10 protein-coding genes are annotated in these 13,546 nt (G+C 69.7%); 1 reads left to right on the forward strand and 9 read right to left on the reverse strand.

The features are described 5' to 3' along the window. Positions 1 to 46 precede the first annotated feature (46 nt). On the reverse strand, positions 47 to 1,150 hold the full coding sequence (locus AB0H12_RS01940; protein ID WP_499620107.1) for a hypothetical protein: 1,104 nt from the start codon (positions 1,148 to 1,150) through the stop codon (positions 47 to 49). A 304-nt stretch (positions 1,151 to 1,454) separates the two neighbouring features. On the opposite strand from AB0H12_RS01940, the gene AB0H12_RS01945 reads away from it, so the two are divergent. Further along, on the forward strand, positions 1,455 to 1,592 hold the full coding sequence (locus tag AB0H12_RS01945; RefSeq protein WP_499620108.1) for a hypothetical protein: 138 nt from the start codon (positions 1,455 to 1,457) through the stop codon (positions 1,590 to 1,592). A 121-nt stretch (positions 1,593 to 1,713) separates the two neighbouring features. Here the strand turns inward: AB0H12_RS01945 and mmsB are convergent, their stop codons facing one another. The 8 genes from mmsB to AB0H12_RS01985 form a co-directional block, all read right to left on the reverse strand. Continuing rightward, positions 1,714 to 2,934 carry a multiple monosaccharide ABC transporter permease gene (gene mmsB, locus AB0H12_RS01950; protein WP_499620109.1) on the reverse strand — a complete coding sequence of 407 codons (1,221 nt, stop codon included), beginning with the start codon at positions 2,932 to 2,934 and terminating at the stop codon, positions 1,714 to 1,716. Continuing rightward, positions 2,931 to 4,457, reverse strand: coding sequence for a multiple monosaccharide ABC transporter ATP-binding protein (gene mmsA, locus AB0H12_RS01955; protein ID WP_499620110.1), 1,527 nt, complete (start codon positions 4,455 to 4,457; stop codon positions 2,931 to 2,933). The genes mmsB and mmsA overlap by 4 nt, the downstream gene beginning before the upstream one ends. Positions 4,458 to 4,468: 11 nt before the next feature. Next, on the reverse strand, positions 4,469 to 5,578 hold the full coding sequence (chvE, locus tag AB0H12_RS01960; RefSeq protein ID WP_499620111.1) for a multiple monosaccharide ABC transporter substrate-binding protein: 1,110 nt from the start codon (positions 5,576 to 5,578) through the stop codon (positions 4,469 to 4,471). A 74-nt stretch (positions 5,579 to 5,652) separates the two neighbouring features. Beyond that, a complete protein-coding gene (araA, locus tag AB0H12_RS01965) occupies positions 5,653 to 7,161 on the reverse strand; it encodes an L-arabinose isomerase (protein ID WP_499620112.1) in 1,509 nt (502 codons plus the stop codon). Between the two features lie 20 nt (positions 7,162 to 7,181). Next, on the reverse strand, positions 7,182 to 7,835 hold the full coding sequence (locus AB0H12_RS01970) for an L-ribulose-5-phosphate 4-epimerase (RefSeq protein WP_499620113.1): 654 nt from the start codon (positions 7,833 to 7,835) through the stop codon (positions 7,182 to 7,184). Positions 7,836 to 7,838: 3 nt separating this feature from the next. Next, positions 7,839 to 9,494, reverse strand: a complete 1,656-nt coding sequence (gene araB, locus AB0H12_RS01975) for a ribulokinase (protein ID WP_499620114.1) — start codon at positions 9,492 to 9,494, stop codon at positions 7,839 to 7,841. Positions 9,495 to 9,829: 335 nt separating this feature from the next. Further along, a complete protein-coding gene (locus tag AB0H12_RS01980; RefSeq protein WP_123742618.1) occupies positions 9,830 to 10,816 on the reverse strand; it encodes a LacI family DNA-binding transcriptional regulator in 987 nt (328 codons plus the stop codon). A 355-nt stretch (positions 10,817 to 11,171) separates the two neighbouring features. Beyond that, positions 11,172 to 13,376, reverse strand: coding sequence for an immunoglobulin-like domain-containing protein (locus AB0H12_RS01985; protein WP_499620115.1), 2,205 nt, complete (start codon positions 13,374 to 13,376; stop codon positions 11,172 to 11,174). Between the last annotated feature and the right edge of the window lie 170 nt (positions 13,377 to 13,546).

Here is a 13,546-nt window from a genome sequence, read left to right on the forward strand (position 1 = left end):
ACGGCCCGGGCCGCCGCACCGCACGACCCGGGCCGCCACCGCGGCACTAGCAGATGCTCTGCCTGCTGTTGACCAGCGTGTTGTTGCGGAACGTGGTGTTCGTCCCGCACGGGTTCTCGGTGATCGCCGAGTTGGTCACGGTCAGGTTCTGGATGATGATGTCCCGCGTCACCGGGAACTCGCTCCGCGCCGCCAACCGGATCTCGCCCCCGCCGCTGACGCTGCCGCTCTGGGCGGCGATGTTCACGTTGTAGCAGTTCTCGAGCAGGATCGCGTTGTTGCCGGTGTTGGCGATGTCGATCCGGTCGATCTGGAGACCGCCGCTCTCCGAGACGCAGAAGATGCCGCGACCACCGCCGCGCGCCTTGACCGTGCCGACCCGGATGTTGATCGGGTAGCTGCTGCCGACCCGGCCGTTGCGGTTGGCGGTGCGGAACGCGGCGTAGCCGGTGCCGGCGCCCGCGTTCTCGGCGTCGACCGTGCCCACCGTGGCGTTGATCGTCTGGTTGAGCAGCAGGCCCGACTCGCCCACGCTGCGCGCCACGACCGTGCCGATGGTCAGGCCGTCCACGCCGTAGGTCTCCACGGCGTGCGACCTGGCGCCCTGCACGTAGACGTAGTCGATGCGGACGTTGCGGGTCCACTGGCTGGTGTCGCCGCGGTTGTCGATGCGCACGCCCAGCCCACCGGACAGGCGCATGTTGACGTTGCCGATCACCACGTTGGTGACGTTGCGCATGAAGATGCCGTACAGCGGGGTGCCGGTGAGGGTGAGGTTCTGGACCTCGATGTCGCGGACGCCGCGCGCGTAGACCGGCGCGTAGTCGCCCGAGCCGCTGCCGGTGACGTTGATGGTGCCGCACAGGTCGATCGTGGTGTAGCTGCGCATCGAGTACCGCTCGCCCGCGGGGATGGAGCCGGACGCCCGGACGACGATCCGCTCCTTGGAGGTGCGGTTCGCGGTCAGGCTGTCGTTGGCCGCCTGCATCGCGGCGCGCAGGCTGCTTCCGGTGTAGACCGTGCTGCTGCCCCGGCGGGCGGTGAAGCTGCTGCCGGACCCGGTCACCTCGGCGTGGTAGGTGCCGTCGCCGCAGGCGGCCTGTGCCTCCGGCGCGGTGACCTGGAGCAGCGCCGCTGTCAACGCTGACACGGCGAGTAGTGCTTTCATAGGACGATCTCCTGAGGTTGGTAAGCGCTTTCCTGCGGTGGCGGCGGAGACCTTGGCGGTGGAAGGGGTCGGGGTGGGAGCGGTGGTGGCCCGCCGAGTGACGTGGCGGGCAGCCACCGGACTTCCGGGCTGGGAGCGGTCCCAGGACTATCCGGTAGTGAATCGGACAACGGAAAGCGCGTCAAGGCCCACCCGAGGCCGTGGATCTTGCCCTACCCGGCCCGATCGAGGTCGGGCAGCTCGTCCCGGGTGACGACGCAGACGTGGCCGGCCGCAGACCCCCCAGGTGGCCGACGTCGTCGCCAACGGTCAGGCGGTCGCCGTGCCACGTGCCGCAGAGCACCGGCGCGGCTGCGGCGAGCAGGGCTCGGCCGACGTGCGCGCATCCCACGAGAGCCGCGCGGCGGCCCGCCGGGGGACGTGACGGGCCGCCTGCGCCATGGCTCTGGGAACGTTCCCAGCCCCTTCAGTGAATCCGAAGTGGACGGGAAACGTCAAGGGCCCGCCCCCGAGGTGTGAGGCAGGCCCTTGATCGGTACAGCGTCTCAGGCGCGGCCGCGGCGCTTGGTCCACACGTCGTAGGCGACGGCGGCGAGCAGGACCAGGCCCTTGACCAGCATCACCCGTTCGCTGGGCGCGCCGATCAACGACATGCCGTTGTTGATCACACCCATGATCAGGCCGCCGGTGATCGCGCCGACCACCCGGCCGACGCCGCCCTGCACCGCCGCGCCGCCGATGAACGCCGCCGCGATCGCGTCCAGCTCGAACGCGTTGCCCGCGGTCGGACCGGCCTGGTTGAGGCGACCGGCGAAGATCACGCCCGCCAGCGCGGACAGCAGGCCCATGTTCACGAACACCCAGAACGTGACCTGCTTGACCTTCACGCCGGACAGCGTCGCGGCCTGGAGGTTGCCGCCGATGGCGTAGATGTGCCGGCCGAACACCGACTTGTTCGCCATCACCGAGTAGCCCAGCGCCAGCACCGCGAGCAGCACGAGCACCCACGGCAGGTTGCGGAACCGGGCCAGCTGCACGACCACCGCCAGCACCACGGCCGCCGCCAGCGCGATCTTCGCCACGAAGATCGGGAACGGGTCGACGACCTGCCCGTAGCTCAGCCGCGCCTTGCGGTTGCGCCACTGGTTGAACGCGAACCCGGCCACCACCACGACGCCGACCAGCAGGCTGACCAGGTCCGCGCCGCCGAGCGGGCCGAGGCCGACGTTGCCGAGGTAGCCCTCGGTGAAGCCGTTGGCCAGGGTGCGGATCTGGTCCGGGAACGGCCCGATGCCCTGGTTGCCGAGCACCGTCAACGTCAGCGCGCGGAACACGAGCATGCCCGCCAGCGTCACGATGAACGCCGGGATGCCGAAGAACGCCACCCAGTAGCCCTGCGCCGCGCCGATCACCGCGCCCGCGAGCAGCGTGATGATCACCGCCAGCGGCCACGGCAGGCCCATCTGGACGGTCAGCACCGCGCAGATCGCGCCGGTCAGCGCGACCACGGACCCGACGGACAGGTCGATGTGCCCGCCGATGATCACCAGGATCATGCCGATGGCGAGGATCAGCACGTACGAGTTCTGGACGATGATGTTGGAGATGTTCTGCGGCGTCAGCAGAGCGCCGTCCGTCAGCACCGTGAAGAGCACCACGATCAGGGCGAACGCGATGTAGATGCCGGACTGCCGCAGGTTGAACGTGAACCTGCGCTGCGGCCCGGCCGGGGTCTTCAGCGCCTTGGCCGCGGTTTCGGTGGTCATGAGGTCTGTCCCTGGGTCATGTGGTGCATCAAGCGTTCCTGGGTTGCTTCCGCGCGGTCGAGCTCACCGGTGATGCGGCCCTCGGACAGGGTGTAGACCCGGTCGCACAGGCCGAGCAGCTCCGGCAGCTCGGAGGAGATGACCAGCACCGCGCGGCCCTGGTCGGCCAGGTCGTTGATGATCGAGTAGATCTCGTACTTCGCGCCGACGTCGATGCCGCGGGTCGGCTCGTCGAGGATGAGCACGTCCGGGTCGGTGAACATCCACTTCGCCAGCACGACCTTCTGCTGGTTGCCGCCGGACAGCGATGCGGTCGGGGTGGCGACGCTGGGCGTCTTGATGTTCATCGAGTCCCGGTACTTCTCGGCGACCGAGTGCTCCTCGTTCTCGTTCACCCAGCCGCGGGGCGCCAGCTTGGCCAACCCGGCCGCGGACACGTTGAGCTTGACGTCCTGGATCAGGTTGAGCCCGTAGCGCTTGCGGTCCTCGCTGACGTAGGCCAGGCCGTGGTCGATCGCCTTGCGGACGGTGCGCGTGTCGATCTCGCGGCCGTCCTTGATCACCCGGCCGGAGACGCCGACGCCGTAGGACCGCCCGAACACGCTCATCGCGAGCTCGGTGCGGCCCGCGCCCATGAGGCCGGCGAGACCGACGATCTCACCGCGCCGCAACGACAGCGTGGCGTTGTCGACCACGACCCGGTCGGGCTGGGACGGGCTGTGCACGGTCCAGTCCTCGATCCGCAGCACCTCGTCCCCGATGTGGGGCGTGCGCGGCGGGAACCGGTGCTCCAGGTCGCGGCCGACCATGCCGGAGATGATCCGGTCCTCGGTCACGTCCTTGGCGGGCAGCGTCTCGATGGTGCGGCCGTCGCGCAGGATCGTGATGCTGTCGGCGATCCGGGTGACCTCGTTGAGCTTGTGCGAGATGATCACCGAGGTGATGCCCTCGTCGCGCAGCCCGTCGAGCAGGTCGAGCAGGTGCGCGGAGTCGTCGTCGTTCAACGCCGCGGTCGGCTCGTCCAGGATCAGCAGCTTCACGTCCTTGGCCAGGGCCTTGGCGATCTCCACCAGCTGCTGCTTGCCGACGCCGAGGTCGTGCACCGGCGTCGTCGGGTTCTCCCGCAGGCCCACGCGGGCGAGCAGGGCGCCCGCCGCGTGGTTGGTGCGGTTCCAGTCGATGAACCCACGCTTGGCCCGCTCGTTGCCGAGGAACAGGTTCTCCGCGACGGACAGCTGGCCGCACAGCGCCAGCTCCTGGTGGATGATCACGATGCCGCGCCGCTCGCTGTCGCGGACGCCGCCGAACGAGCAGGGCTCGCCCTCGAAGACGATCTCGCCCTCGTACGAACCGTGCGGGTGCACGCCGGAGAGGACCTTCATCAGCGTGGACTTGCCCGCGCCGTTCTCACCGCAGATCGCGTGGATCTCACCGCGCCGCACGGCGAGCGTGACGTCGTGCAGCGCGGTGACCCCGGCGAACCGCTTGGTGATGCCGCGCATCACCAGGATTTCGTCGGACATGGTGTGCAAACCTACTTCAGCTGATCCGCGGTGTAGTAGCCGCTGTCGACGAGCACCTTCTGGTAGTTGCCCTTGTCCACGATCACCGACTCGAGCAGGTACGACGGCACGACCTTCTTGCCGTTGTCGTAGTCCTTCTCGTTGTTGACCTCGGGCTTGTTGCCCTTGAGCACGGCGTCGGCCATCTTCACGGTGGTCGCCGCGAGCTCGCGGGTGTCCTTGTAGATGGTCGAGAACTGCTCGCCCGCGATGATCGACTTCACCGACGCGACCTCGGCGTCCTGGCCGGTGACGATCGGGTACGGGTTGCCGCCGGTGCCGTAGCCGCTGCTCTTCAGCGCGGACAGGATGCCGATGGACAGGCCGTCGTACGGCGACAGCACGCCGTGCACCTGCGCGCCGCCGTAGGAGGAGGTCAGCAGGTCTTCCATGCGCTTCTGGGCCGTGGCCGGGTCCCAGCGCAGGATGGCGACCGTCTTGAAGTCGGTCTGGCCGCTCTTGACCACCAGCGTGCCCTTGTCGATGTGCGGCTTGAGCACCGACATCGCGCCGTTGAAGAAGAACGTGGCGTTGTTGTCGTCCGGCGAACCGGCGAACAGCTCGACGTTGAACGGGCCGGTCGCGGTGCCCTGGCTGCCGTCGGCGTTGAGCACCTTCAGGCCGGTCAGCAGCGACGTCGCCTGCTGCACGCCGACCTTGAAGTTGTCGAAGGTCGCGTAGTAGTCGACGCTGTCGGTGTTGCGCAGCAGCCGGTCGTAGGCGATGACCGGGATGTTGGCGTCCTGCGCCTGCTGCAGCTGCGACGTGATCGCGGTGCCGTCGATCGAGGCCACGATGAGCAGCTTCGCGCCCTTCGTGATCTGGTTCTCGATCTGGTTGGCCTGCGTCGGGATGTCGTTCTCGGCGTACTGGAGGTCGACCTTGTAGCCCTTCTCCTCCAACGCCTTCTTGATGTTGTCGCCGTCGTGGATCCAGCGCTCGGACGAGCGGGTCGGCATGGTCACGCCGACGAGCGCGCCCTCCGTGGACCCGGTCTGCTGGTCGACGGACTTCTCCGCCGACCCGCAGGCGGCGAGCATCAGGCCGGCCGCGGTGATGGCGGCGATCCGCGGAAACCTCATTGTTTCTCTCTCTCCCTAGATGTGGTGCTTGGTCCGCGACCGGCCGGCTCGGGGCCGGCCGGTCGCGGGACCGGCTAGCGCAGACCTTGCGCGAGTCGGAAGTACGCCTGGTTCCAGCGCAGGCGGTCGCCGAACGACGCGGTCGTCGTGTCCTGGTCGATGACCACCAGTTCGGTGTTCACCATCGTCGCGAAGTCCCGCAGCGTATCCGCACCCACGGCCTGGGTCATCACGGTGTGGTGCGGGCCTCCCGCGGTCAGCCACGACTCGGCCGACGTGGACAGCGACGGCGCGGGCTTCCACACCGCGCGCGCGACCGGCAGGTTCGGCAGCGGCTCGTCCGGTGGCACGACCTCGACCTCGTTGGCCACCAACCGGAACCGCTCGCCGAGGTCGGCCAGGCCGACGACGACCGCGGGGCCCGCCGCCGCGTCGAACACCAGCCGGACCGGGTCCTCCCGGCCGCCGATGCCGAGCGGGTGCACCTCGCACGACGGCTGGTCGGCCGCGATGGTCGGGCAGACCTCCAGCATGTGCGCGCCGAGGATCTTCGGCTCGCCAGGTCCGAAGTGGTACGTGTAGTCCTCCATGAACGACGTGCCGCGGCCGGTGCCCGCGCCCATCGCCTTGACCGCGGCCAGCAGGGCGGAGGTCTTCCAGTCGCCCTCGCCGCCGAAGCCGTAGCCGTCGGCCATCAGCCGCTGCACGGCGAGGCCCGGCAGCTGCCTCAGCCCGCCGAGGTCCTCGAAGTTCGTGGTGAACGCGCCGAAGCCGCCCTCGGTGAGGAAGCGGCGCAGGCCGGCCTCGATGCGCGCGCCGTAGCGCAGCGAGTCGTGCCGCTCGGCGCCCTTGTGCAGCTCGGGCGCGAGCCGGTAGGTGTCGGCGTACTCCGCGACCAGCAGGTCGATCTCGTCGTCGTCGACCGCGTCCACCAGCTCGACCAGGTCATTCACACCGTAGGTGTTCACCGAGACGCCGAAGCGCAGCTCGGCCTCCACCTTGTCGCCCTCGGTCACCGCGACGCCCCGCATGTTGTCACCGAACCGGGCCAACTTCATCCCGTTCAGGTGACTGTGACCGGTGGCGGCACGCACCCAGCCGTCGATCCGGTCGGCCAGCAGCGGGTCGCTGGCGTGGCCCGCCACGGTCTTGCGCGGCACGCCGATCCTGGTCTGGATGAACCCGAACTCGCGGTCGCCGTGCGCGGCCTGGTTGAGGTTCATGAAGTCCATGTCGATGGTCGACCACGGCAGCGCCTCGTTGAGCTGCGTGTGCAGGTGCAGCAGCGGCTTGCGCAGCGCGTCCAGCCCGGTGATCCACATCTTGGCGGGCGAGAACGTGTGCATCCACGCGATCACGCCGATGCACGACGGGTCGGCGTTCGCCGCGAGCATGACGTCGCGGATGGCGGCGGTGTCGGTCAGCACGGGCTGCCACACCACTTCCGCGGCGATGCGGCCCGACTCGGTGAGCATCCGCTGGATCTGCTGCGACTGCTGGGCGACCTGCTCGAGCGTTTCCGGGCCGTAGAGGTGCTGGCTCCCGGTCAGGAACCAGACCTGCGGCTTCCCAGCAGGCGACATGCGGGGCTCCCCTCGTGGGCTCATTGCCCGTAGACGTTCTGGTAACGGGCGTACAGGCTGTCGATGTGGTGCTGCTCGATCGGCTTCGGGGTGCCGAGCTGGTGTGCGAAGTGGACGGTGCGGGCCACGTCCTCCACCATCACCGCGGCCTTCACCGCCGCACGCGCGTCCTTGCCGATCGTGAACGGGCCGTGGTTGCGCATCAGCACGGCCGGCGACCGGCTGCCGCGCAGGGTCTCCACGATGCCCTGGCCGATCGAGTCGTCGCCGATCAGCGCGAACGGGCCCACCGGGACGTCGCCGCCGAACTCGTCGGCGATCATCGTGAGCACGCACGGGATGGGCTCGCCGCGCGCCGCCCACGCCGTGGCGTACGGGGAGTGCGTGTGCACCACTCCCCCGACCTCGGGCATGTGCCGGTAGACGTAGGCGTGCGCGGCGGTGTCCGACGACGGCGAGTAGTCGCCCTCGACCAGGTTGCCGTGCAGGTCGGTGACGACCATGGCCTCGGGGGTCAGCTCGTCGTAGGACACGCCGGACGGCTTGATGACCATCAGGTCCTGGCCGGGCACGCGGGCCGAGACGTTGCCCGCGGTCCAGATCACCAGCTCGTAGCGGGTCAGCTCGCGGTGCAGGTCGGCGACCGTGCGGCGGAGGTCCTGGGCGATGGACACCGGTCACTCCCCCTTGACGGCGCGGCGACGCGCCTTGAGCCGGTGCATGACCTCGTTCGCGCCGCGGCCGAAGTAGTCGTGCAGCTCCTGGTACTCCACGAACATCCGCTCGTAGGCCTCGACGTTGTCGGGGATCGGCAGGTACGCGCCGCGCTTGATCGAGCCCATCGCCTTGGCCGCGGCGTGGATGTCCTCGTAGGCCTTCGCCGCGACGGCCGCGTGCATCGCCGAGCCCAGCGCGGGGCCCTGCTCGGAGCCGATGACCGACAGCGGCAGGTTCGTCACGTCGGCGTAGATCTGCATCAGCAGCGGGTTGCGGAGCAGGCCGCCCGCGATCACCAGCTCGGTGACCGGGATGCCCGCGTCGGTGTAGGAGTCCACGATGACGCGCGTGCCGTAGGCCGTGGCCTCCAGCAACGCCCGGTAGGTGTCCTCGGCGCGGGTGGCCAGCGTCTGCCCGACGATGACACCCGACAGCTCGTGGTCGACCAGGACCGAGCGGTTGCCGCTGTGCCAGTCCAGCGCGATCAGGCCGTGCTCGCCGATGCGCTGCTGCGCGGCCAGCTCGGTCAGCAGCTCGTGCACCGAGATGCCGCGCGCCCGCGCCTGCTCGTGGTACTCCGCCGGCACGCCGTGCTCGACGAACCAGGCGAAGATGTCGCCGACGCCGCTCTGCCCCGACTCGTAGCCCCACAGGCCGGGCACGATCCCGCCGTCCACCACGCCGCACATGCCCGGCACGTCGGCCAGCACGTCGGCGTTCATCACGTGGCACGTGGAGGTGCCCATGATCGCGACCATCTGGCCGGGTTCGACGGCCCGCGCGGCGGGCGCCGTCACGTGCGCGTCGACGTTGCCGACCGCCACCGCGATGCCGGGCTTGAGGCCGGTCCACTCGGCGGCCTGCTCGGTGAGCCCGCCCGCCCGGTCGCCGAGCTGGCCGAGCGGGTGCTCCAGCTTCTCGGAGACGAACGTCGCGAAGTCGGGGTTCAGCGCGGTCAGGAAGTCCGCGGACGGGTAGCCGTCCTGGTAGATGCCCTTGTAGCCGGCCGTGCACGCGTTGCGCACGTAGGTGCCGGCGAGCTGCCAGACGATCCAGTCGGCGGCCTCGACCCAGTGGTCCATCGCCGCGTAGACCTCGGGGGCTTCTTCGAGCAGCTGGAGGCCCTTGGCGAACTCCCACTCCGAGGAGATCAGGCCGCCGTAGCGGGGCAGCCAGCCCTCGCCGCGCTGCGCGGCCAGGTGGTTGATCCGGTCGGCCTGCGGCTGGGCCGCGTGGTGCTTCCACAGCTTCACGTACGCGTGCGGGTTGCCCGCGAACTCGGGCAGCTCGTTGAGCGGCGTGCCGTCGGCCTTGACCGGGACCATCGTGCACGCGGTGAAGTCCGTGCCGATGCCGATCACGTCGGCCGGGTCGACCCCGGCGTCGGCGATGGCCGCGGGCACCGCGTGCTTCAGCACGTCCACGTAGTCCTGTGGCACCTGCAACGCCCAGTCCGGGGGCAACGGGCGCCCGTCGGGCAGGGCCCGGTCCAGCACGCCGTGCCGGTAGTCGTGCACCGCGGTGCCGAGTTCGAGGCCGTCGCGCACCCGCACGACCACCGCGCGGCCGGACAACGTGCCGAAGTCGACACCCACCACCAATGGATCGCTCGCCATGATGGGCAGTGTTATCGCTAACATTCACGGCGTCAAGACCTGCCCGCAACGTGGTCTTAAAGTGTTAGTGAGCGTGCTCAAAACCCGGTGTTCAGCGTGGTGCGTGGCGACCGCGGTCACACCGTCAGCCTAGGCGTGTTCGGGCCGCGTGCGGGACCGCAGATGCGCGGAGACCGGACGAAAAAGTTACGGGGCCAGGTCCCGACGACGCCGGACCACCGCCACCACCGGGTGACGTGACGGTATACCGCCACCCGGAACGGCGTGAGGGCGGCACGACGCCGCCCTCATCCGCTCCGCCGCGGAGGCGGCACGACGCCGTGCCGCCTCCGCGGTCACTGCACGGGAGGCGCGACGCTGTCCCGCTTCACCAGCGCCGGTGGGACGTTGCGCTGCGGCGCGCCGACCTCGCCGTCGGCCACCTGCGCCAGCAGCAGCTCCAGCGTCTCCTTGGCGACGGCGTGGAAGTCCGGTCTGATGGTCGTCAGCGGCGGGATGAAGTAGGCCGCCTCCGGCACGTCGTCGAACCCCACGATGCTCACGTCGTGCGGCACCCGCCGGCCGCGCTCGCTCATCGCGCGCAGGATGCCGAGCGCCAGGTGGTCGTTCGCCGCGAAGATCGCGGTGACCTCCGGCATGCGGGCCAGCATCTGGCCCGCCCGGTAGCCCGAGGCCGCGCTCCAGTCCGCCGGCACGACCGGCGGCACCTCCAGGCCCGCCGTCTCCAACGCGGACCGCCACCCCCTTATGCGGCCGAGGCTGTCGAACCAGTCCGACGGCCCCGAGACGTGCCACACCGTGCGGTGGCCCGCCTCCAGCAGGTGGGTGGTCGCGGCGAACGCGCCCGCCGCCTGGTCGACCGTCACCAGCGGCGTCGAGCGCTCCGGGTCGCCGTCCACCGTGACCAGCGGGATGCCGGCGGACACGTCGCCGACCGCGTCGTTGGCCGACGCGGTCGGCGCGATGACCACTATTCCGGCGACCCGCTGGTCGCGGTGGCGTTCCACGGCGTCGGAGATGGAGTTGCGGTCCAGGACGTTGACCCGCCCCACGCTCACCGCGAACCCCGCCTCGGCCGCCGCCGCCTCGAACGCGGCGAGCAGCGACGCGGGACCGTAGAGCGTCGAGTTCTGCGCCACCACCCCGATCAGCTGCGACCGGCCGGTGACCAGCGCCCTGGCCGCCTTGTTGGGCCGGTAGCCCAGCTCCGCGATGGCCGCGCGCACCCGCAGCCGGGTCTGCTCCCGGACGTTGGGGTGCCCGTTCAGCACCCTCGACACCGTCTGGTGCGAGACCCCGGCGAGCCGGGCGACATCCGTCATCGCGGGATCGCGCGAGGTCCTGTGCTCCACTAGCGCCCCATCTCCCCTGTCGACATTGCAGCCTTCGTACTCGATGTTAGCGATAACACGCCTGATCCACCGTGAAGGTGCTCACGGTCCATTGTCCACCAGAGACCCTTCCGACCAGCGCAGGGACACGTCGGCTCACCCGGAAGGCCGCACGTCCCCGGGCCCCTCCGTCGCCACCCGGCTTGGACACGACCACCCGGCCGGCGCCGTGCGCGAAGTGGCGCCCTGGCCCGCCGTCCCGGTCCGTGCGCGGACGAGCGGGCTGCGCCGAACGCTGAGGCCGTCACAACGCGGGACATGCGTGCTCCGGTGCTCCTCGGTGTGGTCAGGGGAACGCTGCCCGGACCCGGTCGAGCTCGGCCTTCGTCACCGGCAGCACGGTGCCGTGCCGGGGACGGCTGGGCAGTTGGTAGTCCGTGGCGAGCGTCCACTCGCCGGACGCGAGGTCGGTCGTCTCGAACGGCACGTAGCCCCGGCCGCCGAACTCGTCGATGAACAGGTACCAGCGGTCCTCGGTGTTGGACTTGAAGACCGTCGGCCCCTCGCCCTGGTTGATCGAGCCCTTGCCGATGCAGTCGGCGACGAAGTCGTACGACGTGTCGCGCAGCTGCGCGGACTTCTCGGCGAGGATGAACTTGCTGCACGGCGTGGTGGACGTGTTGTTCCGCTCGTCCTTGGTGAACCGGTAGTACTCGTCGCCGTGCTTGATCACGGTCGAGTCGATGACCGAGTAGCCCGGGTCGACCCAGACCTGCGGCTCGCTGAACGTGCGGAAGTCGCGCGTGGTCGCGTAGAGCATCTTGTTGTAGGTGTTGCCGGTGTGCTCCGGGTCGTCCTCGGCGTAGAGCTTCGAGGCCCAGAAGACGACGTAGGCGCCGATCGACTCGTCGTAGTACGCCTCGGGGGCCCACGTGTTGCCCGCCGTCTCCGGCGACACCCGCACGTGGCGCTGCTGACCCCAGTTGACCAGGTCGGTCGACTCCCACACCTCGATGTGGCGGCTGCCCTTGCGCTGCACCAGGTCCCAGTTGCCGTTGCCGTGGATCTTCAGGTCGGTGGCGATGAGGTAGAACTTGTCGCCCTCCGGCGACCGGATGATGAACGGGTCGCGGACGCCCTTGTCGCCCAGCGAGGACGTCAGCACGGGCTTGCCCTGGTTCAGCTCGTCCCACTTGAGCGCGTCGTTGCCGCGGCTGGCGGCGAGGTAGACCTGCTCGCCGGTGGCCGAGCCCTCGCCGGTGAAGTAGCCGAACAGGTAGCCCTCGTAGTCCTGCTCCGCCGGCAGGGGCGTCACGGTGACCTTGAACTTCTTGCGGGTGGTCTCCTCGCCCGCGCGGATCTCCGCGGTGAGCTGCACCTTCACCGGCTTCTCGCCGAACGCGGGCCGGGTGACCTCGCCGGTGGGCGTGATGATCCCGGGCTTGTTGCTCTTCCACGTGATCGCGGTGCCGTGCAGGCCCGTGGTCGGCAGGGTGATGTTGCCGCGGATGTCGTCGGAGTCCCACACGACGAGCGCGGCGTCGGCCTCGGCGACCTTCTCGTCGTCGGTCAGCTGCGGGCGCACGGTGACCTGGAAGTCGCGGGTCTGCCCGAACGCGGTCGCGGTGAGCGTCACGGCAGCGGGCGCGGCGCCGGGCGCGGGGCGGGTCACGACACCGGTGGTGGACACGACCGCGGGATCGCTGGACCGCCAGGTGATCGCGGAGCCGTACGGACCGGTGGTCGGCAAGGCGAGGTTCGCGGTGACGGCGGAGGTGTCGCCGAGGTCGATCGCGGCCAGGTCGCGGCGGCCCTTCTCCTCGTCGGCGATGAAGCCGAGGTCGTGCGCCTCGGCCGCGGTGAGGGCGCGGTCGTAGAGGCGGAAGTCGCGGACCGCGCCCTTCAGGCGGCGGTCGCCGCTGTAGACGGAGCGGCCGATGTAGTTCGCGGTGGTCGTGCCACCGCCGATCATCGCCGGGGTGATCGTGACGCCGGTCTTGCGCGCGACCTCGACGCCGTCCTCGTAAAGCACGGCGGTGCCGCCGCCGAGCGTGTAGGTAAGCGTTTTCCAAACGCCCCTGGCGAGATTGCGGCCCGCCGTCACGGTCTGCTCCGTCGACCAGTTCCCGGTGGCGATGGACGACCGGTAGGCGTTGCCGGTGGTGAACAGGTAGCCGTTACCAGCCGTGCCCGAGGAATTACCGAGGCCGTAGATGAAGTACGGCGTCGCCTGGTCCGGCGCGATGCGCACCTGGAGCGACACGCTCACTTCGGTCAGATCGCGCAGCACGTTGTCGGGCAGCTTCACGTGACCGTCGACGCCACCCAACTGAAGGCCTTCAGGACCGCCGGGAGTGGCGTCGCCGATAACGGTTGCGTTGCGACCTCCGCCCGAGGTGTCGGCCACGACGGCGCCTTCGGTTTCGGTGAGGGGGTAGTGGAGCACGAGTCCGTCGGCGGCGGATGCCGGCGGGGCGCTCAAAGCCGCCGCGACCAGCGCCGCGACGACAGTCGCGACGAGGGTGCGTGGACGATGACGAAGGGTGACCATTTGGGGCGTCGCTCTCGTCTTGCGCGCGGCACGGGGCCGCGGATGAACAGGGGCATCCAGAGGTCGCGGTGTGTTGGGTCACAAAAGTGAGCGCTAACATACGACCGGCCTAACAAACGTGTCAAGGATGCGAAGTTGACGTTTCCGGGGGGTTGACGGGCCGATTGTGA

This window comes from Actinosynnema sp. NPDC023794 (assembly GCF_040639675.1).
Classification (GTDB): domain Bacteria; phylum Actinomycetota; class Actinomycetes; order Mycobacteriales; family Pseudonocardiaceae; genus Actinosynnema; species Actinosynnema luteola.

Excerpts from the sequence above, each read along its gene's own strand:
- chvE (WP_499620111.1), bottom strand. The coding sequence starts at position 5,578 with ATGAGGTTTCCGCGGATCGCCGCCATCACCGCGGCCGGCCTGATGCTC.
- araA (WP_499620112.1), bottom strand. The coding sequence starts at position 7,161 with ATGTCGCCTGCTGGGAAGCCGCAGGTCTGGTTCCTGACCGGGAGCCAG.
- mmsB (WP_499620109.1), bottom strand. The coding sequence starts at position 2,934 with ATGACCACCGAAACCGCGGCCAAGGCGCTGAAGACCCCGGCCGGGCCG.
- AB0H12_RS01980 (WP_123742618.1), bottom strand. The coding sequence starts at position 10,816 with ATGACGGATGTCGCCCGGCTCGCCGGGGTCTCGCACCAGACGGTGTCG.
- AB0H12_RS01985 (WP_499620115.1), bottom strand. The coding sequence starts at position 13,376 with ATGGTCACCCTTCGTCATCGTCCACGCACCCTCGTCGCGACTGTCGTC.
- araB (WP_499620114.1), bottom strand. The coding sequence starts at position 9,494 with ATGGCGAGCGATCCATTGGTGGTGGGTGTCGACTTCGGCACGTTGTCC.
- mmsA (WP_499620110.1), bottom strand. The coding sequence starts at position 4,457 with ATGTCCGACGAAATCCTGGTGATGCGCGGCATCACCAAGCGGTTCGCC.